General features: G+C 64.2%; 20 protein-coding genes. 10 read left to right on the forward strand and 10 right to left on the reverse strand.

The window, feature by feature from the left end:
* Positions 1-27 precede the first annotated feature (27 nt).
* The 8 genes from P9230_RS08765 (at position 28) to P9230_RS08800 (ending at position 10,126) form a co-directional block, all read left to right on the forward strand.
* Positions 28-678, forward strand: coding sequence for an RNA-binding protein (locus tag P9230_RS08765; RefSeq protein ID WP_095777502.1), 651 nt, complete (start codon positions 28-30; stop codon positions 676-678).
* The gene (infB, locus tag P9230_RS08770) at positions 675-3,242 is read left to right on the forward strand and encodes a translation initiation factor IF-2 (protein ID WP_095828019.1); all 2,568 of its coding nucleotides are present in this window, start codon (positions 675-677) and stop codon (positions 3,240-3,242) included. Before P9230_RS08765 ends, infB begins: the two co-directional genes overlap by 4 nt.
* Positions 3,243-3,369: 127 nt before the next feature.
* On the forward strand, positions 3,370-3,789 hold the full coding sequence (gene rbfA / locus P9230_RS08775; protein ID WP_067324535.1) for a 30S ribosome-binding factor RbfA: 420 nt from the start codon (positions 3,370-3,372) through the stop codon (positions 3,787-3,789).
* Positions 3,790-4,752, forward strand: a complete 963-nt coding sequence (gene truB, locus P9230_RS08780) for a tRNA pseudouridine(55) synthase TruB (RefSeq protein WP_278118492.1) — start codon at positions 3,790-3,792, stop codon at positions 4,750-4,752.
* A 195-nt stretch (positions 4,753-4,947) separates the two neighbouring features.
* Complete coding sequence (gene corA, locus P9230_RS08785; RefSeq protein ID WP_095824402.1) at positions 4,948-6,042, forward strand: magnesium/cobalt transporter CorA; 1,095 nt, start codon at positions 4,948-4,950, stop codon at positions 6,040-6,042.
* A 147-nt stretch (positions 6,043-6,189) separates the two neighbouring features.
* Positions 6,190-6,501 carry a 30S ribosomal protein S15 gene (gene rpsO, locus P9230_RS08790; protein WP_275955123.1) on the forward strand — a complete coding sequence of 104 codons (312 nt, stop codon included), beginning with the start codon at positions 6,190-6,192 and terminating at the stop codon, positions 6,499-6,501.
* 382 nt (positions 6,502-6,883) lie between these two features.
* Positions 6,884-9,034, forward strand: coding sequence for a polyribonucleotide nucleotidyltransferase (gene pnp / locus P9230_RS08795; protein WP_095824224.1), 2,151 nt, complete (start codon positions 6,884-6,886; stop codon positions 9,032-9,034).
* 81 nt (positions 9,035-9,115) lie between these two features.
* The gene (locus tag P9230_RS08800; RefSeq protein WP_127247638.1) at positions 9,116-10,126 is read left to right on the forward strand and encodes a class I SAM-dependent methyltransferase; all 1,011 of its coding nucleotides are present in this window, start codon (positions 9,116-9,118) and stop codon (positions 10,124-10,126) included.
* Between the two features lie 72 nt (positions 10,127-10,198).
* On the opposite strand, the gene P9230_RS08805 is transcribed toward P9230_RS08800, so the two are convergent.
* From P9230_RS08805 to fabA, 4 genes are all read right to left on the reverse strand, one after another.
* Positions 10,199-11,752, reverse strand: a complete 1,554-nt coding sequence (locus P9230_RS08805; RefSeq protein WP_067324539.1) for a bifunctional diguanylate cyclase/phosphodiesterase — start codon at positions 11,750-11,752, stop codon at positions 10,199-10,201.
* Between the two features lie 102 nt (positions 11,753-11,854).
* Positions 11,855-12,667 (reverse strand): enoyl-ACP reductase FabI, encoded by an 813-nt coding sequence (gene fabI, locus P9230_RS08810; RefSeq protein WP_278118496.1) that lies wholly within the window; start codon positions 12,665-12,667, stop codon positions 11,855-11,857.
* Between the two features lie 12 nt (positions 12,668-12,679).
* Positions 12,680-13,900 carry a beta-ketoacyl-ACP synthase I gene (gene fabB / locus P9230_RS08815; protein WP_067324542.1) on the reverse strand — a complete coding sequence of 407 codons (1,221 nt, stop codon included), beginning with the start codon at positions 13,898-13,900 and terminating at the stop codon, positions 12,680-12,682.
* Positions 13,901-14,025: 125 nt separating this feature from the next.
* The gene (fabA, locus tag P9230_RS08820; protein WP_027165888.1) at positions 14,026-14,541 is read right to left on the reverse strand and encodes a 3-hydroxyacyl-[acyl-carrier-protein] dehydratase FabA; all 516 of its coding nucleotides are present in this window, start codon (positions 14,539-14,541) and stop codon (positions 14,026-14,028) included.
* 241 nt (positions 14,542-14,782) lie between these two features.
* Between fabA and irrA the strand changes: the two genes are divergently transcribed.
* Complete coding sequence (gene irrA, locus P9230_RS08825) at positions 14,783-15,214, forward strand: iron response transcriptional regulator IrrA (RefSeq protein ID WP_095824221.1); 432 nt, start codon at positions 14,783-14,785, stop codon at positions 15,212-15,214.
* 115 nt (positions 15,215-15,329) lie between these two features.
* Here irrA and P9230_RS08830 read toward each other — a convergent pair whose 3' ends face one another.
* On the reverse strand, positions 15,330-15,887 hold the full coding sequence (locus P9230_RS08830; protein ID WP_067324770.1) for an SH3 domain-containing protein: 558 nt from the start codon (positions 15,885-15,887) through the stop codon (positions 15,330-15,332).
* Between the two features lie 168 nt (positions 15,888-16,055).
* Between P9230_RS08830 and P9230_RS08835 the strand changes: the two genes are divergently transcribed.
* The gene (locus P9230_RS08835; RefSeq protein ID WP_278118498.1) at positions 16,056-17,057 is read left to right on the forward strand and encodes a D-glycerate dehydrogenase; all 1,002 of its coding nucleotides are present in this window, start codon (positions 16,056-16,058) and stop codon (positions 17,055-17,057) included.
* A 15-nt stretch (positions 17,058-17,072) separates the two neighbouring features.
* Here the strand turns inward: P9230_RS08835 and P9230_RS08840 are convergent, their stop codons facing one another.
* From P9230_RS08840 to recF, 5 genes are all read right to left on the reverse strand, one after another.
* Positions 17,073-17,486 (reverse strand): DUF126 domain-containing protein, encoded by a 414-nt coding sequence (locus tag P9230_RS08840; protein ID WP_278118500.1) that lies wholly within the window; start codon positions 17,484-17,486, stop codon positions 17,073-17,075.
* A complete protein-coding gene (locus tag P9230_RS08845; RefSeq protein ID WP_082953864.1) occupies positions 17,483-18,736 on the reverse strand; it encodes an aconitase X catalytic domain-containing protein in 1,254 nt (417 codons plus the stop codon). Before P9230_RS08845 ends, P9230_RS08840 begins: the two co-directional genes overlap by 4 nt.
* Positions 18,733-19,221, reverse strand: a complete 489-nt coding sequence (locus P9230_RS08850; RefSeq protein WP_095824219.1) for a GNAT family N-acetyltransferase — start codon at positions 19,219-19,221, stop codon at positions 18,733-18,735. The genes P9230_RS08845 and P9230_RS08850 overlap by 4 nt, the downstream gene beginning before the upstream one ends.
* A 4-nt stretch (positions 19,222-19,225) precedes the next feature.
* Positions 19,226-19,981 carry a molybdopterin-synthase adenylyltransferase MoeB gene (locus tag P9230_RS08855; protein ID WP_127247642.1) on the reverse strand — a complete coding sequence of 252 codons (756 nt, stop codon included), beginning with the start codon at positions 19,979-19,981 and terminating at the stop codon, positions 19,226-19,228.
* A 209-nt stretch (positions 19,982-20,190) separates the two neighbouring features.
* Positions 20,191-21,351: a DNA replication/repair protein RecF gene (gene recF / locus P9230_RS08860; protein ID WP_095824218.1), complete on the reverse strand. Its 1,161-nt coding sequence runs from the start codon at positions 21,349-21,351 to the stop codon at positions 20,191-20,193.
* Between the last annotated feature and the right edge of the window lie 76 nt (positions 21,352-21,427).

Here is a 21,427-nt window from a genome sequence, read left to right on the forward strand (position 1 = left end):
CCACCAATCGCAAAACCCGTGGACGACATGAACGATCGCACTTGCATCGTCACGCGCAGGCAGGCCGAAGCGGATGAACTGATCCGCTTCGTCGTCGGCCCGGATTCGGCCGTCGTTCCGGACATCAAGCGAAATCTGCCCGGCCGCGGTTGCTGGGTCACCGCCGATCGCCTACATATCGACAAGGCAGCGGCGAAGAACCTGTTTGCCCGCGCTTTCAAGGCGCAGGTCACCGTTCCAGCCGAACTCGGCGACATGGTCGACGGGCTGCTTTCCAGATCCGCCCTGGGCATGTTGGGTCTTGCTCGCAAGGCCGGAGCGGTCGTACTGGGCGCCGCCAAGGTAGAGGCTGCCGTGCGCGACGGGCAGGCGCTCTTCGTGCTGCACGCGAGGGAAGCCTCGGACGACGGCGTGCGCAAGATCAGTCAGGCGCGGCGGGCAACCGTTCATCTCGGCGGCCCCGCTACACCGGCCTACAAACTTTTCCCCGAAGCCGAGTTGAGCTTGGCATTGGGGGGTACAAATGTGATACATGCTGCCGTCCTCGCGCAGGATGCGGGTAAGGCGGTTGAGAAGCGCATGGTTGCGCTCGACCGTTATCGGGGCGGAACCCCGGACGATTTGGCAATGCTTGCGGCCGTTGCTGACGATGATGATGCCGCAGAGGATATGGAATGAGCGATACGAAATCGGGCGACGACAAGACGTTGAGCGTTACGCCGAAGAAGACCTTGACGCTGAAGCGCCCTGGCCTCGAGCAGGGCACCGTGCGCCAGAATTTCTCGCACGGACGCACCAAGTCGGTCGTGGTCGAGACCAAGAAGCGCAAGTTCTCGCTGCCCGGCGACAAGCCGGAGCCGGTGGCGCCGTCCGTCTTCACCCCGAAGCCCGCAGCCGCGGCACCCGCGCCTGCCGTGCCGGAAGCGCCGAAGGCGCCGCCGCAGCCGGAACGCTCCGGAATGGTGCTGAACGAGTTGTCGCGCGGCGAGATGGAAGCGCGCCGCAGGGCGCTCGAAGGCTCCAAGGCGCGTGAGATCGAAGATCGTCAGCGCGCCCAGGAAGAGGCCAAGCGCCGCGCCGAGGAGGAAGAGCGCCGCAAGCGCGAGCGTGAGGAGTCCGCCCGCCGTCAGGCCGAGGAGGAGGCACGTCTGCAAACCGAGGCCGAATCCCGCCGCCGCGCCGAGGAAGAAGCGCGCCGCCGCGCCCCGCAAGCCGCCGAGCTGGCCACGGCCGACGAGGAAGAGGAGGTCAAGCCGCGGCGCCCTGGTGGTGCCGGCGCCGGAGCGCCTGTGCGCCGTCTGGCCACGCCGGAAGTCGCGCGGCCGGCCAAGCCGACCAAGGGCGAGGAAGACCGTCGCCGCGGCAAGCTGACGCTGAACACCGCGCTGTCGGATGAAGATGCGCGCGGCCGCTCGCTGTCGTCGATGCGCCGCCGCCAGGAAAAATTCAAGCGCGCGATGCACAACGAGCCGCGCGAGAAAGTCATGCGCGAAGTGATCCTGCCCGAAACCATCACCATCCAGGAACTGGCGCAGCGCATGTCCGAGCGCGCCGTGGACGTGGTCAAGTTCTTCATGAAGCAGGGCCAGATCTTGAAGCCGGGCGACGTCATCGACGCCGATACGGCCGAGCTGGTCGCTTCCGAATTCGGCCATACGGTCCGCCGCGTCGCCGAGTCCGACATCGAGGAAGGCCTGTTCAACATCGCCGACCGTCCGGAAGACCTGGTGTCGCGTCCGCCCGTGGTGACCATCATGGGCCATGTCGACCACGGCAAGACCTCGCTGCTCGACGCCATCCGCAACGCCAATGTCGTCTCCGGCGAGGCCGGCGGCATCACCCAGCATATCGGCGCCTACCAGATCGAGAAGAACGGTCAGAAGATCACCTTCATCGACACGCCCGGCCACGCCGCCTTCACGGCGATGCGCGCTCGCGGCGCCCAGGTGACCGACATCGCCGTGCTGGTGGTGGCGGCCGACGACAGCGTCATGCCGCAGACGATCGAATCGATCAATCACGCCAAGGCGGCCGGCGTGCCGATCATCGTGGCGATCAACAAGATCGACAAGCGCGACGCCGACCCGCAGAAGGTGCGCACTGAACTGCTGCGCCACGAAGTGTTCGTGGAATCGATGGGCGGTGAGGTGCTGGACGTCGAGGTTTCGGCGACCAAGGGCACCAATCTCGACAAGCTGCTGGAAGCGATTCTGCTGCAAGCCGAAGTCCTCGACCTCAAGGCCAATCCCGACCGCACCGCCGAAGGCGCGGTCATCGAGGCGCAGCTGGACAAGGGCCGCGGTCCGGTCGCCACCGTGCTGGTGCAGACCGGCACGCTGATGCCCGGCGACATCATCGTCGCCGGCAACGAATGGGGCCGTGTCCGCGCGCTGGTCAACGATCGCGGCGAGCATGTGCCGGAAGCGCCGCCGGCAATGCCGGTCGAGGTGCTCGGCCTCCAGGGCACGCCGCAGGCAGGCGACCGCTTCGCGGTCGTCAACAACGAGGCGCGTGCGCGTGAGATCACCGAGTATCGCCAGCGCCTGGCGCGCGAGAAGGCGGTGGCCAAGCATGCCGGCCAGCGCGGCTCGCTCGAGCAGATGATGTCGCAGTTGCAAGCGAGCGGGCTGAAGGAGTTTCCGCTGGTCATCAAGGGCGACGTGCAGGGCTCGATCGAAGCGATCAACGCTGCGCTCGAAAAGCTCGGCAACGACGAGGTCAGGGTACGGATCGTTCATTCGGGCGCCGGCGGCATCACCGAGACCGACGTCTCGCTTGCCGAGACCTCGGGCGCTGCGATCATCGGCTTCAACGTCCGCGCCAATGCGCAGGCGCGCACGGCTGCTGCCGCTGCCGGCATCGAGATCCGCTACTATTCGATCATCTACAACCTCGTCGATGACGTGAAGGCAGCTCTTTCCGGCATGCTCTCGCCCGAGCGGCGCGAGACCTTCATCGGCAATGCCGAGATCCTCGAGATCTTTGACATCTCGAAGGTCGGCAAGATCGCCGGCTGCCGCGTCACCGAAGGCAAGGTCGAGCGTGGCGCGGGCGTGCGCCTGATCCGCGACAACGTCGTCGTCCACGAAGGCACGCTGAAGACGCTGAAGCGCTTCAAGGACGAGGTTTCGGAAGTGCCGGGCGGTCAGGAATGCGGCATGGCCTTCCAGAACTACGAGGACATGCGCGTCGGCGACGTCATCGAGTGCTTCCGCGTCGAGATGGTGAGCCGGACGCTCTAATTTCGGATATACTTGCCGGAATTCACCGGGCGGCGGCCGCAAGGCTGCCGCCCGAGATCCTTGTTTCGTAGTTGAGACATGTGGCGCGGTCCCATCCCGCGCTTCACGATTTCAGGACTGAAGAAAAATGTCCCGTTCGACAACATCAGGCCCCTCCCAGCGCATGCTGCGCGTCGGTGAGCAGGTGCGTCACGCCCTATCCGAGACCCTGCAGCGCGGCGAAATCATCGACCCGGTGATCGAGAACAGTGTCGTCTCGGTCTCGGAAGTACGCATGTCGCCCGACCTCAAGATCGCCACCGCTTTCGTTTCTCCGCTTGGTGTCGGCGACGCCGATGCCGTGGTCGGGGCGCTCAACAGGCATGCGAAATTCATTCGCGGCCGCGTCTCGGGCGCGCTCAGGCAGATGAAGTACATGCCCGAGTTTCGCTTCCGGCTCGATACGTCTTTCGACAATTTCGCCAGGATCAACGAATTGCTGAAATCGCCCGAGGTCGCGCGCGATCTCGACCACCAGAATAAAAACAACGACAAGGACGAGGAATAGGTGGCGCGCCGCGGCAAGAAGAAGGGCCGGCCGGTCTCCGGCTGGGTGGTGCTGGACAAGCCGGTCGGCATGGGCTCGACCGAAGCCGTCTCCAAGATCAAATGGCTGTTCCAAGCGGAGAAGGCCGGCCATGCCGGCACGCTCGACCCGTTGGCTTCCGGCATGCTGCCGATCGCGCTCGGCGAGGCGACCAAGACCGTGCCTTACGTGCAGGATGGCGCCAAGGTCTACCGCTTTGCCGTCGCCTGGGGCGAGGAGCGGTCGACCGACGACCTCGAAGGGCCGGTGACGAACAGCTCGGACCGCCGCCCGGCCGAGGCCGAGGTGCGGGCGCTGCTGCCGAAATACACCGGCGTCATCATGCAGACGCCGCCGCAATTCTCTGCCGTCAAGATTGCCGGCGAGCGCGCCTACGATCTTGCCCGCGACGGCGAGACGGTCGACATTCCCGCCCGCGAGATCGAAATCGGCCGTTTGGACATCGTCGAGCACGGTGTCGATAGAACCGTCTTCGAGGTCGAGTGCGGCAAGGGCACCTATGTGCGCTCGCTGGCGCGCGACATGGGTCGCGATCTGGGCTGCTTCGGCCACATCTCCGAGTTGCGCCGCGTCGAGGTCGAGCCGTTCACGGCGGACGATTTCGTCACCGTCGCCGAGCTCGAAGCGGCGCGCTTCGGCGGCAAGACGGATGAGAATTCGGACGAAGAAGCCGAGGTGCCGGTCGATTTCGGCGCCATCGATGCGCTGCTGGTCGAGACCGCCGCAGCGCTTGACTGCTTGCCGCAGGTCGCCGTCAGCGACGACGCCGCGACCAAGATCCGCCTCGGCAATCCCGTCATCATTCGAGGGCGCGACGCGCCGGTCGAGGCCGACGAGGCCTGTGCCACGGCGCGCGGCAAGCTCGTCGCCATCGGCGCCATCGAACAGGGCATGTTCAAGCCCAAGCGGGTCTTTGCCGGTTGACGGCACTCGGCTAGTTTCGGCTCGCAGTTCCAGGAAAACGTGTAACGGTTCTCGTCGGAATTGCATGAAAACCGACGGTTAGAGCAGTTCAGCGATCCCCGAACTGCTATGACGTCGCGCCCCAGGGGAGCTCATGGCCCAGAGGAATCATGGCCCAGAGGAATCATGGCCCAGAGGATTATGGCCCAGAGGATTGTGGCAATGGCTGAGACCGTCGGAAAGCGGGCGCCGCTGAAAATCCGCCGGCCGCCGGTCGGCGCTTCGCCCGGCACCTTGATCGCCGATCCGGCGGCGCGGCGCAGCGAGCTTCGGCTGACGTTGATCTCGCCGGAGAAATACAAAACCATCGACAATGCCAGCATCGACGAGCTCAACACCCATTGCGACCGCTGGCCGGTCGTCTGGCTTGATTGCACGGGGCTCGCGAACATCCCGCTGATCGAAGAGATCGGCCGGATTTTCGACCTTCATCCGCTGGCGCTCGAGGATGTCGTCAACACCGGCCAGCGGCCGAAGGTGGATTTCTTCGAGGACCACGCCTTCGTCGTCATGCGCATGATCGACGATGTCGCCGCGCATCGCTACGAGCAGATCGCGGTGTTCTTCGGCGAGAATTTCGTCGTCACCTTTCAGGAGCGCGAGGGCGACCCGTTCGATCCAGTGCGCAAGCGCATCGCGGCTCCCATGCCCAACCGGCTGCGCTCGCGCGGCGCCGACTATCTCGCCTATGCGCTGATCGACGCCATCGTCGACAGCTATTTCCCGCCGATCGAGACGGTGAGCGAATTGGTCGACGGCATCGAAGACCAGATGCTCAACACGCCCCACAAGCACCAGATGCGGCAGTTGCACGAATTGCGGCGCGACGCCAATGTGCTGAAGGGCGTTCTGTGGCCGATGCGCGACGCGCTGGCGACGCTGATCCGCAACGACGTGCCCTTCGTGCAGGCCGAGACCAAGATATTCTTCAACGACACGCTCGACCATGCGCTGCGGCTGATCGAACTGGTCGAGACCCAGCGCGACATGCTGACCGGCTTGATCGAAATGCATCTGTCGCTGACCCAGGCACGCACCAACGACGTCATCTCCTATCTGACCATCGTCTCGGTGATCTTCATGCCGCTCACCTTCCTCGTCGGTGTCTGGGGCATGAACTTCGACCCGGATAGCTCGCCCTGGAACATGCCGGAGCTCAAGGCCTACTACGGCTACCCGGCGGCACTTTTGTTCATGCTGGTCGTTGCTGTCGGGCTCGTCGCCTTCTTCAAATGGAAGAAGTGGCTGTAGCAGCAGAACCCTCTGTTTTTGCGGCAGGACATGCGACAAGCCGGCTTGACAATTAGTCTGGTGTTTTGCGGGAAATTGCACTATATGCGCGGCAGCTTCGCGCCCTGACGCGCTGCTTGCACCGGCCCCTGCTGGACGACATCCCGGCTGAGGGCGTCCCGTTTCCTCGAACAGATAAGGAAAAACACGATGTCGATTACTGCCGATCGCAAAAAAGAACTGATGGCCGAATTCGCGACCGCGAAGGGCGATACCGGGTCCCCGGAAGTCCAGGTTGCCATCCTTTCCGAGCGCATCAAGAACCTGACGGAGCACTTCAAGGACCACAAGAAGGATAACCATTCCCGCCGTGGTTTGCTTGCTCTCGTTTCCCAGCGCCGCAGCCTGCTTGATTACCTCAAGCGCAAGGATGACACGCGCTATCAGACGCTGATCGACAAGCTCGGTCTCCGTCGCTGACGAATTGACCGGCGGGCTCTCTGCGGAGAGCCCGCCGGTCGCGCATTGGCGGACCGGTCGCTCCGGTGCCCGATGCTGGAGTGGAGCGCGCCGCGCTCTCGAAATTCGCATTCGCGCATGGCGCGTCTCGGAAACAGGGGTTTCCGGCGTCGTGCGCAAAGGACCGGCCGACCGGTCGGCCAGACCCGGTTCCGGAAGCGCAAAGGGCCGTTCGGAACCGCCCATGGACGGTCATGGGGCAGGATTGCAGGATGCTCGCTCGGCAATCGCCACCTGTCGAGCTTCCCGTTGTCTTGCCCGTGGCTGCCCGAAGGAAGCCAGGGAAGGGATGCTCCGCGACCGTTGAGACGGCGCGGCCCTTTCCGCACATGAAGGACAAGATATGTTCAATCAACACAAAGTGGAAATCGAATGGGGCGGCCGTCCGCTCATCCTGGAAACCGGCAAGATCGCTCGCCAGGCTGACGGCGCGGTGCTCGCCACCTACGGCGAGACCGTGGTTCTCGCCACCGTCGTTTCGATGAAGGAGCCGAAGCCCGGCCTCGATTTCTTCCCGCTCACCGTCAATTACCAGGAAAAGACCTATGCCGCCGGCAAAATTCCGGGCGGCTACTTCAAGCGCGAGGGCCGTCCGAGCGAGAAGGAAACGCTGGTTTCCCGCCTGATCGACCGCCCGATCCGCCCGCTGTTTGCTGACGGCTACAAGAACGACACCCAGATCGTCGTCACCGTCGTCCAGCACGATCTCGAGAACGATCCGGACATCCTGTCGATCGTCGCTACCTCGGCCGCGCTCACGCTGTCCGGCGTGCCCTTCATGGGCCCGATCGGCGGCGCCCGCGTCGGCTACATCAACGGCGAGTATGTGCTCAATCCGCATATCGACGAGATGGAGGAATCGAAGCTCGACCTCGTCGTCGCCGGCACCGCCGACGCCGTGCTGATGGTCGAATCCGAGGCCAAGGAGCTCAGCGAGGAGCTCATGCTCGGCGCCGTCGTGTTCGGTCACAAAAGCTTCCAGCCGGTGATCGACGCCATCATCAAGCTGGCCGAGGTCGCCGCCAAGGATCCGCGCGACTTCACCGCGCCGGACCATTCGCAGCTCGAAGGCGAGATGCTGAAGGTTGTCGGCGACGAGCTTCGCGACGCCTACAAGATCATCGAGAAGCAGTCCCGTTACGCGGCCGTCGACGCCGTCAAGGCGAAGGTCAAGGCCGCGTTCACGCCGGCCGAAGGCGAGGATCCGAAATACTCCTCCGAGCAGATCGCAAGCGTCTTCAAGGAGCTCCAGGCCAAGGTCGTACGCTGGAACATCCTGGACACCGGCTCGCGCATCGACGGCCGCGACCTGAAGACCGTGCGCAAGATCGTCGCCGAAGTCGGCGTCCTGCCGCGTACCCATGGTTCGGCGCTGTTCACCCGCGGCGAGACTCAGGCGCTGGTCATTGCCACGCTCGGCACCGGCGAGGATGAGCAGTTCGTCGATTCGCTGACCGGCATGTACAAGGAGAAGTTCCTCCTCCACTACAACTTCCCGCCCTATTCGGTTGGCGAAACCGGCCGCATGGGCTCGCCGGGCCGCCGCGAGATCGGCCACGGCAAGCTTGCCTGGCGCGCGATCCACCCGATGCTGCCTTCGGCGGACCAGTTCCCGTACACGCTGCGCGTCGTCTCGGAGATCACCGAGTCGAACGGCTCGTCCTCGATGGCGACGGTCTGCGGCACCTCGCTGGCGCTGATGGATGCCGGCGTGCCGATCGCCAAGCCCGTGGCCGGCATCGCCATGGGCCTGATCAAGGAAGGCGAGCGCTTCGCGGTGCTCTCCGACATCCTTGGCGACGAGGATCATCTCGGCGACATGGACTTCAAGGTCGCCGGCACCGCCAACGGCGTCACCTCGCTGCAGATGGACATCAAGATCGATGGCATCACCGAGGAGATCATGGGCATCGCGCTCGGCCAAGCCAAGGAAGGCCGGCTGCACATCCTGGGCGAGATGGCGCATGCCATATCTTCCTCGCGCGCCGAGCTCGGCGAATTTGCGCCGCGCATCGAGGTCATGCACATCCCGACCGACAAGATCCGCGACGTCATCGGCTCCGGCGGCAAGGTGATCCGCGAGATCGTCGAGAAGACCGGCGCCAAGATCAATATCGAGGATGACGGCACGGTCAAGATCGCGTCGGCCAACGCCAAGGAGATCGAGGCGGCGAAGAAGTGGATCCACACCATCGTCGCCGAGCCGGAAGTCGGCGAGATCTACGAAGGTACCGTCGTTAAGACGGCCGACTTCGGCGCCTTCGTCAACTTCTTCGGCCCGCGCGACGGCCTCGTCCACATCTCGCAGCTCGCCAATGAGCGCGTCGCCAAGACCTCCGACGTCGTCAAGGAAGGCGACAAGGTTTGGGTCAAGCTGATGGGCTTCGACGAGCGCGGCAAGGTGCGCCTGTCGATGAAGGTCGTCGACCAGGCGACCGGCAAGGAAATCGTTCAGGAAAAGAAGAAGCCGGAAGGCGAGGAAGACGCCGCCTGATTGGCCTGACCGCATGATTGAAACGGGCGCGCTGCAAGGTCGCGCCCGTTTCTATTTCAAGCGCCCTTCAAGGGTAGGTGAATGGCCGCTGAGCCGCTGAAGACGCTGTTCTATCCGTTCGAGGCCGAAGCGCTGCCTTGGCCGCGAAGCGATGCCCGGATCCTCTTTCTTGGCGCTGAGCCTGGTTTCCGTTTGCCCGGCGGCGTCACTGCGGCGCTGCATCTCGTGCAAGGTTTTCGGCCGCATTTTCGTGCTCTGCAGGCAGCCGGCTATTCGGTCACGCCGCAGGCGGAAGGCTCGGCCTTCGATGCTGCCCTTGTGCTGGCCGGCCGGCATCGCGGCCAGAACGAGCTGCGCATCGCCGAAGCCATCGAGCGCGTCGCGCCCGGCGGGTTGATCGTCGTCGCTGGCGGCAAGGAAGACGGCATCGATAGCCTGCGCAAGCGCGTGGGCGCGCTGTCGCCGCTCGAAGCCCACCTGCCGAAGCATCACGGCGTCGCCTTCTGGTTCCGCCGGGCCGGCATGGATGCGGCCCGGGCGCTTCGCGCCGCCAACCCCGATCTGGTCGTCGAAGGCCGCTTCCGCACCGCGCCCGGCATGTTCTCCTTCGATCGGGTCGACGCAGGATCGAAGCTTCTGCTGGACAGCCTGCCGCAGGGGCTTGCGGGCAATGTCGCCGATTTCTGTGCCGGCTGGGGCTATCTGGCGGCCGAAGTGATGGAACGCTCGACAGGGCTGTCCGGTCTCGACCTCTACGAAGCGGATTTCGAGGCCCTGGAGGCGGCAAGGGTCAATATCCCCGCAACCGCTGTCGAGCCGCGCTTCTTCTGGACCGATCTGCTGACCGAAACGGTCGAGCGAGGTTACGACGCGATCGTCATGAACCCGCCCTTCCACAGCGGCAGGGCTGCCGACCCGGGCATCGGCGCTGGCATGATCCGCGCGGCATCAAAGGCACTGAAACCAGGTGGACGCCTGTTCATGGTGGCGAACCGGCAGTTGCCCTACGAACAGGTGCTGGCGGGAGCCTTCTCCAGTCACGCCGAGGTTGCGCGCGATGGCATGTTCAAGGTGTTTTCGGCGCGGCGTTAAAAGCAACTCCAGGAAAAGCGCGTGAGACGGTTTTCCGTCCCCGTGATTGCTCCAGGAAAAGAATGCAGCGCCCTACTGCAGGCTGACGAGGCGTGCCGGCTCGCGCCTGGCATGAACAGGGCGCAACGCGCCGAGCTCGATCTCGAGCGGCGCGGGGCGGCCGAACAGATAGCCCTGCACGACCTCGCAACCGGCGGCTCTCAGCAGCGTCGCCTGGTTCTCGGTCTCGACGCCTTCGGCGATGATGCCGACGCCGAGCGCCCGCGATAGCCCGACGATGGTCGAGACGACAGCGCCCGAGCTGGAATCGGTATCGATGCGGCTGACGAAGGAGCGGTCGATCTTCAGCTTGCCGAACGAGAAGTCGATCAGATAGCTCAGGTTGGAATAGCCGGTGCCGAAATCGTCGACGGCGACCGAGATGCCCATCTCGGCGAGTTGCCGCAGGATGACGGCCGCGCGGTCGCGGTCCTGCATCATCGCCGTTTCGGTGACTTCGAGTTCCAGCCGCGACGGCTTGATGCCGGTCGATGCCATGGTCTGGCGCACGATGCCGACGAAGTCCCTGGTCATGAACTGGACCGGCGAGATGTTGACGGCGACGAAGCAATCCTCCGGCAGGTACTGGGCGTCGCTGCAAGCCTTGCGCAGCACCCATTCGCCGATCGGGTTGATCATGCCGGTTTCCTCGGCGATCGGAATGAATTCCATCGGCGGGATCATGCCGCGTTCCGGATGCTTCCACCGGATCAGCGCTTCATAGCCGACGACACGGCCGCCCTGCAGGTCGAATTGCGGCTGGTAGTGGAGGCTGAAGTCGCCGCGGTCGAAGGCGGTTTTCAGCTCCGATTCAATCCATTGCCGGTGGTCCGCAACGCGGCCCATGTCGGCGTGGAAGACCGACCAGTTGCCGATGCCGCTTGCGCGCGCATTCTGCAGCGCCAGGTTTGAACGGCGAAGGATGAGCACTGGATCGACGCCGTCCTTCGGCATCGCCACGATACCGACGGACATGCTGACCGACTGCAGATGCGTCTGGAGCTGGTAGGGCTCCATCATGCGGTTGATGAATGTTTCGAGGAACCGTTCGAGATATCCCCGGATCTCACGGTCTGGCAAGAGCACGGCGAATTCGCCGGCGCCGAGCCGCCCGATCACGGCATCCTCCGGCATGCTCTCCTTCAGCCTTTTGGTGAAGGCGCGGATCAGCTCGTCGCCATGACTGTAGCCGATGGCGTCGTTGATCTGCTTGAAGCGGTCGATGTCGATATCGATCAAGTAGACCGGTTCGCCGGTCTCCAGCGTTTCCGCTGCCGCCGCCGCGACCTTTCCGACGATCGCCTGGCGCGTCAGCAGGCCGGTCATCTTGTCGAAATGGGTTTCCTTGAAGACGTATTCGGCCGATTCATCGATGCCTGCGAAGAAGGACATCGCGGCGCCGCCGGCGGAAAGGGCACAGAGCGCGGCGATGATAGCCGCCATCGTCCCGGCAGACATGCCGGCCAGGCCGTCGCCGAAGCCGAAGCGCAACCCCCAGAGTCCGAGGATAAAACTGCCCATGGCCGAGCTGGCGATGGTGATCAGCCGGAACAGCGGTGTTCGCTTCGGGTTGCTGACTGCAGACATGCAAGGTCCCTGAACTACAGGGCCGTTTAGCGGATACCTCCTTAAAATGGGTTTCCGCCAATGCCTCCAATTTTACTGGAAGGTGCTTTTTTCGTTAGCGAATTATTCGCGGAGGCCGTCGTTCTGCTTCAGTTCCTCTAGCGTCGGCATGGAGACGATGTGATAGCCGGAATCGACATAGTGGATCTCGCCTGTGACTCCCGAAGATAGATCGGACAGCAGGTAGAGCGCCGAGCCGCCAACCTCGTCGATGGTGACGGTGCGCCGTAGCGGCGAATTGCGCTGCTGATAGGAGAACATGTGGCGTGCGTCGGATACGCCTGAGCCGGCGAGCGTCCGCACCGGTCCTGCCGAGATGCCGTTCACCCGAATGCCGCGCGGGCCGTAATCGTTGGCGAGATAGCGCACGCTCGCCTCCAGTCCGGCCTTGGCGACGCCCATGACATTGTAGTTCGGCATGACCCGCACCGACCCGGCATAGGTCAGCGTGATCATCGAGCCGCCATTGGTCATCAGCGCGGCGGCATTGCGGGCGATCTCGGTAAAGGAATAGCAGGAGATCACCATGGTGCGGACGAAGTTGTCGCGGCTGGTGTCGGCGTAGAGGCCCTTGAGCTCGTTCTTGTCGGAGAAGCCGATGGCGTGAACGACGAAATCCAGGCCGCCCCAGGCTTCGCGAAACGTCTGGAAGGTTGCGGTGACCGAGGCGCTGTCCTCGACGTCGCAAGGCACGACCAGCGAGGCCCCGAGCTTCTCGGCCAGCGGCTTGACCCGCCGCCCGAAGGCGTCACCCTGATAGGTGAAGGCAAGCTCCGCCCCGTGCTCGGACAGTTTCCTGGCGATGCCCCAGGCGATCGAATGATCGTTGGCGACCCCCATGACAAGCCCGCGCTTGCCCTTCATCAACCCTTCCATAAAAGGCAATCCTTATGCGGAATAGCGCTGGAAAATCAGCGTTGCGTTGGTGCCACCGAAACCGAAGGAATTGGACAGGACGGTGTCGATCTTGGCGTTGTCGATGCGCTTGCGCACGATCGGCATGCCCTCGAATTCGGGATCGAGCTCCTCGATATGGGCGCTCTCGCCGATGAAGCCGCCTTGCATCATCAGGATGGAGTAGATCGATTCCTGGACGCCGGCGGCGCCGAGCGAATGGCCGGTCAGCGACTTGGTCGAGGTGATATACGGCATCTGGTCGCCGAACACCTCGCGGATGGCGCCCATTTCCTTGGAATCGCCGACCGGCGTCGATGTGCCGTGCGTGTTGATGTAGTCGACCGGCGTCGAGACGGTTGCAAGGGCTTGCCGCATGCAGCGCACGGCGCCTTCGCCGGACGGCGCCACCATGTCGTAGCCGTCGGAGGTCGCGCCGTAGCCGACGATCTCGGCGTAGATCTTGGCGCCGCGTGCCTTGGCGTGCTCCAGCTCCTCCAGCACCAGAACGCCCGCGCCGCCGGCGATGACGAAGCCGTCGCGGTTGATATCATAGGCGCGCGAAGCGGCCGATGCCTTGTCGTTGAATTTCGACGACATGGCGCCCATGGCGTCGAACAGGTCCGACATCGTCCAGTCGAGATCCTCGTGGCCGCCGGCGAACATCATATCCTGCTTGCCCCACTGGATCAGCTCACAGGCATTGCCGATGCAGTGCGCGGAGGTCGAGCAGGCGGACGAGATCGAGTAATTCACGCCGTGGATCTTGAACCAGGTGGCCAAGGTGGCCGAAGCGGTCGACGACATCGCCTTCGGCACCGCGAACGGACCGATCCGCTTCGGGCTGCTGTTCTTGAGCGTCGTTTCGGCGGCTTCCACGATGGTCCTGGTAGACGGTCCGCCGGAGCCCATCACGATGCCGGTCCGCTCATTGGTGATGTCGCTCTCGCCGAGCCCGGCGTCCGCGATCGCCTGATCCATGGCGACATGGTTCCAGGCAGCGCCTTGGCTCAGGAAACGCATTGCGCGGCGGTCGATCATCGCCGACGGGTCGAGCGTCGGCGCGCCCCATACCTGGCAGCGAAAACCGTGCTCGGCGAAGGAATTGGAAAAGCTGATGCCGGACTTGGCATCGTAAAGCGAGGCCTGCACCTCATTGGCGTTGTTGCCGATCGACGACACAATGCCGAGGCCTGTCACTACGACGCGTCTCATTCGCAACTCCTTCCGGCGTAGTTTGACGAAAAACCTAATTGGTTTCCGCCTTCGATCATACGCAAAATAAAACCGCGGCGTTCTTGCGCATCCGCCGGACACGCCAGGGCCCGTGGCGATGGCGATCAGGCGGCGGACTGCTTGGACAGGCCCACCTTCAGATCCGTTGCCGCGTATATGGGTTCGCCATCCGCCTTGAGCCAGCCGTCGGCGATGCCGAGCACGAGGCGGCCACGCATCACGCGCTTGAAGTCGACGCCATATTCGACCTTCTTGACCGATGGCGTCACCATGCCCTTGAACTTCACCTCGCCGGTCGACAGCGCCATGCCTTTGCCGGGTTCGCCGAGCCAGCCGAGATAGAAGCCGGTCAATTGCCACATGGCGTCGAGGCCGAGGCAACCCGGCATGATCGGATTGCCGATGAAATGGCAGGCGAAGAACCAAAGATCCGGCTTGATGTCGAACTCGGCACGGATGAAGCCCTTGTCGAAGGCGCCGCCGGTCTCGCTGATCTCGGTGATGCGGTCGAACATCAGCATCGGCGGGTAGGGCAGCTGGGCGTTTCCCGGTCCGAACAGCTCGCCGCGGGCGCAGGCAAGCAGTTCCTCGTAGTCGTAGCTGGACTTTTGACCCGCCATTAATTCCGTCCCCGTTCTCGTTCCGGGCGGCAGGGCGCCCATGTCGTTGGTTTCCTAACACACTCTGTTTGTGGCCGGAAACCGGCGTTTGCGCTTAACCCGTGCGCCTGCCTGGGTCAATGCGCGCTATTGATCGCATTTGGGCGACAGAATATATGTCGGGTGGTGTCCAGTTTTTGGCATTGACCTCTTTTTGCCATTCTGGACCGGTCTATGGGGCTTGCAAGCTTAGACGGGATAGATGGATTCGGGCTGCCGGAAGGAAAATGTCGCTGTGGACAAGCGGGTTCGCGAAGCCGGCCTGAGGCCGACGCGCCAGCGCATTGCGCTGGCCGACCTGCTTTTCGCCAAGGGCGACCGTCACCTTTCGGCCGAAGAATTGCATGAAGAGGCGATCGCCGCCGGTGTGCCGGTTTCGCTGGCCACCGTCTACAATGCCCTTCATCAATTCACCCAGGCCGGCATGCTGCGCATCCTCGCCGTCGAAGGGTCGAAGACGTATTTCGACACCAACACTTCCGATCACCACCACTTCTATGTCGAGGGCGAGAACCGGATCTTCGATATCGCCAGCGGCCCGGTGAGCGTCTCCAACCTGCCGCAGCCTCCGGAAGGCATGGAGATCGCCAACGTCGATATCGTGGTGAGGCTGCGCCCCAAGCGCCGCGACTGATCTGCCCGCGATGAGGCCTGTCGATCTGGCGATGCGGCTCGAAGACCATGATCGCGAAAAGTCGGAACCGGTTTTGCTACGCTGACCTACGGTTTGGATCAGATCATGGTCCAGATCAGTTCTTGACCTTTTCTCCCGGGTAGGCGCCCCAGACCTGCGACTGGGCGACCCAGCCGGTATGGCCGTCGAAGGTCATCTCGCACCACTGACCGTCGCACTTCTTGATCGAGCCCATCACGCCTGGCTCGAGGATGGCGACAACGCCGGCGTCCTTGTCGGGATCGTCGAGCAGATTGATTCGGCCGCCCTTGCCGCGCTGCCAGGGGGCGACGATCGCGGTGCGGCGGCCCGAAAGCAGCGACTGGTTGATCCAGCCTTCGGAGCCGTCGGCGTCACGCACGCGGCGCCAGGTGTCGAATTCCTGGATGATTTCCATCGGCAGTCCGGCCTTCATATACATCCAGTCGACGGAATAGTTGGCGCCCGGACCGACGCGCGAGTTGACGCGTCCGGATTTCAGGCTGACGAAGCGCGGCAGCGGCAGGCCGCTCGGCCCCAGCGTCACGGTCTGCGCCGACGTGGCCGCGCCTTGCGCGGATGTCTGCGGCGCCCAAAGCAGAGTGCCGAGAACGGCTGCGCTGAAAGCCAGGCGGAGCGAGGCGAAACCAGACACGTTCATTCCTTTCGGCGCCGGTCCGTGGGAGGAGCGCCCCTTTTTCTTTGTCTTCGGCGGCACCGCTTGTTAGAGGAGTGGGCTGATACCGCGACTGGCTTCAAGTTTCGCTTGTCTTGGTTAAAGAGGTCTCAACGAGATCGGTTTCGAGGAAGCTTCGGGGAAACAATGGCAGGTAAAAAACGGCCCCTCGTCGTCATCACGCGCAAGCTGCCCGATCCGGTGGAGACCCGCATGCGCGAACTGTTCGACGCGCGCCTCAACGTCGAGGACCGGCCGATGACCCAGCCTGAGCTGGTTGCGGCGGTCAAGGAAGCCGACGTGCTGGTCCCGACCATCACCGACCACATCGATGCCGCGCTGATCGCCCAGGCCGGCGAGAACCTCAAGCTGATTGCCAATTTCGGCAACGGCGTCGACAAGATTGACGTCTCGGCGGCTGCCAAGAAAGGCATCACCGTCACCAACACGCCGAACGTGCTCACCGAAGACACCGCCGACATGACCATGGCGCTGATGCTCGGCGTGCCGCGCAGGCTGGCCGAAGGCGCCAACGTGCTCACCGGCGAGAAGAAATGGGCCGGCTGGTCCCCGACCTGGATGCTCGGCCGCCGCATCTGGGGCAAGCGCCTGGGCATTGTCGGCATGGGCCGTATCGGCACGGCGGTCGCCAGGCGCGCCAAGGCGTTCGGCCTGTCCATCCACTACCACAACCGCCACCGCGTGCTGCCGGCGGTCGAGGACGAATTGGAAGCGACGTATTGGGAAAGCCTCGACCAGATGCTCGCCCGGATGGATATCATCTCGGTCAACTGCCCGTCGACGCCGGCGACCTTTCATCTGCTGTCGGCCCGGCGGCTGGCGCTGATGCAGCCGGCGGCCTACATCGTCAACACAGCGCGGGGCGACATCATCGACGAAGAGTCGATGATCAAACTCATCCAGGACGGCAAGATCGCCGGCGCCGGCCTCGACGTCTACGAGCACGAGCCGGCGCTGAACAGCAAGCTGTTGAAGCTCGCCCACAAGGGCAAGGTCGTTCTGTTGCCGCATATGGGCTCGGCGACGCTCGAAGGCCGCATCGACATGGGCGAGAAGGTGATCATCAACATTCGCGCCTTCTTCGACGGCCATCGCCCGCCGGACCGTGTGTTGCCGCTCAGGACCTGAAAAACCGCGGGTTGTTCAGGCGGCGACGCTCACGGCGCCGTCGTCGTCGACTTTGACGGTGCTTCCGCGATAGGCGTCGAACACACCGCGTCCGAGCCGCACCGCCATAGGTGTGTCCCAGCCCATTTCGCGCGCGACGATCAGGCCGAGCAGAAGAATGGCGTCCGGCTCGTGCAGCACAAGGGCTGCCGGCCCGCGGCCGTTGTGGACCAGTTCCATCAGCACTGCCGAAGCCGACGACGAGCCGATGGTGCCCGGCAGGAACAGCACCCGGCCGGAAATCACCTCGCCATGCTGCGGGTGGCGGACATCGGCGATGCGGCCTGTCTGCGGGTCGACGCCGCCCCAGAAGCTGATCGGCGCCGTCAGCACCAGCGCTTCGCCTTTACCGGCCTTGCCCCGTACCAATATCTCCGTGGCGGCGCTCATGCGGCGAGGTCCGTGAAGCGCGGCTTGCCGGCGACCGCGCTTTCGACGCAATCGGCGAGCGAGGCATAGAGCACCGCATAGCCGGTGTTGCCCGGAGCGTAATGCGCGAACTTGCCCGAATTGGTCATAAGCACGCCGCCGGCAAGTTCCGGCATGATCGGCGTCACCACCACGCATGTGTCGGCAACGATGACGACCCCGCTCGCTTCGAGCCTCTTCCGCCGGCCGTCCTGCTCCAGGAAGGCAAGCACATGACGGCCGGTGCAGGCATAGATCGGCACGGCGAGCCGTCTTCCGGCAATCAGCCGCTCCAGCATCTCGAACTCGGCAAAGGACAGATGCGGGCTGCCAATGGCGACCGCATCGATGGTTTTCGGCACCGCCGCCGTCGACAGGCCGGCGCGAGCCTTCGCCGCCATCTGCGGCGTGACGTGGATCACCGCCTCCGGTTTCGGCTCGGCCAGAATGGTTTCGACGTTCGGCGCCTCTGGCGTGACACCTGCAATGTGGAACAGCCCGACCGCGCCGGAGGAAGCGGCAGCGGCGCCGAAGGCCTTTAGCGCGTCGTCGCCGGGATGATTGGCGATGCCGACGACGACGCCGATCGTATCCCCGACCTCGCGGCCATAGAGGCTGCCCAGCACCGGCCAGGCGATCTCGGAAGCGAGGAAGGAAGGCAATAGGCCCGAGACGTCGAACACCAGCCGCGCCCGGCGGTTCTCGGCCCGGTGCAGGCCATAATCCGGTGCGCGGCCGGTGATGGCGCAGGCGATGTCGAGGAAATCGCCGTAGCGGTTGGTGCGGGCGCCCAGCACCGAATTGCAGAACACCACCGCATTGGACTCGCCCCAGGCGACATCGCTGCCCTGTGCCGGCCTGTGCCCGGCCTGATAGGGCGCGCAGGTCCAGCTTTGTTCGCAGCCGAGCTTGCGATAGGCATCCATCATCCGCCGCGCCATGCCGCGCTGCGGCTCTTCCAGGCGGATGCGCGAGCAGCCCGTCAGGTCGAGCGCCCCGACATTGAGCGTCGAGCGCACGGCAACACTGGCGCCGCCTTCGACCAGCCGCTCGGCGAACAGCGTGCCGGAATCGCCATGATAGAGCGCGCCGTCGATATGCGCCGAACAGATCGGGATCAGCCCCGGCGCGCCGAGCAGGCGCGCGCTCTCGGCGACGATGCGCATCGCCATTCCCGCGCCGTCCTTACCGGCGGCGGTTGCCTGTTCCTCCGGGCTGAGCGCGAGGCTCAAGACAGCACCTTGCGCATGGTGATCGAGGTCGGCCTGTCGTAGCCCGCATGCGCGGTGCGCCCGGTCTCGCGAAAGCCGAGCCGGGCGAAGGCCGCGTGGTTCGCCGTAAGCTCGATACGCGTCTGCAGCTCGAGGGCCTGCTTGCCGCGCCGGTGGGCAAGATCGTCGACGGCCTGCATCAGCCGTCCGCCTATGCCTCGCCCCTGAAGGCCAGGCTCGACGGCAAGCTTGCCGACATAGAAATCGTCTGCCCTCTCCATCGCAAAGACGCAGCCGACGATCCGGCCGTTCTCCATGGCCAGGAACGGCGTTTCTTGCCCGGCCTTGCTCTTGAGGTTTTCGGGTGTGAGATGATGCGCCGAGGACGGCGGGTCGATGACGCCGTCCATATAGGCGAAGGCGCGCCGGATCAGCGCCAGCAATTCGTCCCATTGCGCAAAGTCCGGCGGAAGCTCGCTGACGAGGAGAGTGGCCGTCTGATCCATGCGCTCAGACTGCCTTGTAGCGGACGGTGTCGAAACGGGCGGTCAGCCCGTCGTAAAGCAGCAGCCGGCCGACCAGCGGCTCGCCGATGCCGGCGATCAGCTTAATCGCTTCCATTGCCTCCAGCGTGCCGATGACGCCCGTCAGCGCGCCGACGATGCCGGCAACGGCGCAGGATGGCACCAGCCCTTCGGGCGGCGCTTCCGGAAAAAGGTCGCGGTAGCCTGGATTGCGCTGGCCATTGGCCCCCGTTTCAAATGGCTTCAGCACCGTCACCGAGCCGTCGAAGCGGCCAACGGCGGCAGTGACCAGGGGCTTCTTTTCCTGCGCGCAGGCATCGGCCAGAGCATAGCGTGTCTCGAAATTGTCGGAGCCGTCGACCACGATATCGTATTGGGCGACGAGGGCAGGGGCATTTTGCTCGGTCAGTCTGAGGCGATGCAGTTCCGCCCTGACATTGGGGTTGATGCGCATGATCGCCGCCGAAGCGCTGTCGGTCTTCGCCATGCCGATCGTATCGCTGCCATGGATCACCTGCCGCTGCAGGTTGGACAAGGAGACATCATCGTCGTCGACGATGCCGAGCGTGCCGACGCCGGCCGCCGCGAGATATTCGAGCACAGGGGCCCCAAGCCCGCCGGCGCCGATCACCAGCACCCGCGCCCGCTTCAGCTTCTGCTGGCCGGGGCCGCCGATTTCGGGCAGCACGATGTGGCGGGCATAGCGCTCAAGCTCTTCGTCGGTGAGTGCAGCATTCGTCATGGCCGGACCATATAGCGGGCAGGAAACCTTGTCATGCACATGCAAGGCGAAGCCTTGTCACTGACATGCAAGGCGAAGCCTTGTCACTGACATGCAAGGCGAAGCCTTGTCATGCATATGCAAAGCGAAGCTTTGTCACTCACATGCAAGGCGAAGCCTTGTCCCGCAGGACAAATCGTCGTGCAAGGGGCTTTCAACTCTTCGACAGTTCAGCCGGTCGGGCCGACGCTGCCGTGATCGACCGTCAGGAATTGCGCCCGCCCGGCAAGGCTGGAAAACAGCGCCGCGTCGGTGCCGGTCATGAAGGCCTGGCAGTTGAGCTCTTCGAGGATGGAAAACAGCGCAGTGCGCCGGCCGCTGTCGAGATGCGCGGCGATCTCGTCGAGCAACAGGATCGGCGTCAGGCCCGACATCTCGCCGGTCAGCCGCGCATGCGACAGCACGATGCCGACAAGCAGCGCCTTCTGCTCGCCGGTCGAGCACAATTCGGCCGGCATCGACTTCGGCCGGTGGCGGACCGCGAGGTCGGAGCGGTGCGGACCGTCGAGCGTGCGGCCGGCGGCGCGGTCGCGCTCGCGGCCATTGGCGAGTATGGCGCGAAATCGCTCCTCGACGTCGACTGCCGGTGTGACCGCGATTTCGCTTTCCAATTCGCCGGCGAGGCTGATGTCGGCCTGCGGAAACGGGCCGCTGCCCGGCAGCTTGTCGATCATGGCCGCAAGCAGCCGCACCAGCTCGGCCCTGGCCGCCGCGATCGCCACCCCGGTTTCGGCCATCTGCATCTCGATCGCGTCGAACCAGCCGGTGTCGCGCGAGCCTTCCGTAAGCAAACGGTTACGGCCACGCATCGCCTTCTCGTAATCGAGCGCGCGCTGCCCGTGGCCGGGGTCGATCGCCAGCACCAGTCGGTCGAGGAAGCGGCGGCGGTCGGCGGCCGGCCCTGGAAACAGCCCGTCCATCGCCGGCGTCAGCCAGACGACCCGCAGCCATTCGAGCATATCCTCGGCCGATTTTGCCGGCGCGCCGTTGATGCGCACGCGCCTGCCGCCTTCCGCGGCACCATCGCCGCCGGCAATGCCGGTGCCGATTTCGACCTGACCTTCCGGTCCTTCGATGCGCGCATGCAAGGCAAAGCCGCCATCGCCGCCCTCGCGGGCGACGTCGGCGTAAGGCGCGCGGCGCAGCCCGCGCCCCGGCGTCAGCAGCGAAACGGCTTCGAGCAGATTGGTCTTGCCGGCGCCATTGTCGCCGGACAGCACGACAGCGCCGGGGCCGAGATCAAGCGAAAGTCCCGCATAGTTGCGAAAATTTGTAAGTGTAAGCTTACTTATATAGCTCTGCTGCCGAAGCTGTTTGGCGTCCGAGGTCACGGCGACATGTGAGGCCTGCTAGAGCAATTCCAGGAAAAGTGCATAGCGGTTTTCCGTCCGGAATTGCGTCAACAAA

This window comes from Mesorhizobium sp. WSM4887, assembly GCF_029625865.1.
Lineage (GTDB): Bacteria > Pseudomonadota > Alphaproteobacteria > Rhizobiales > Rhizobiaceae > Mesorhizobium.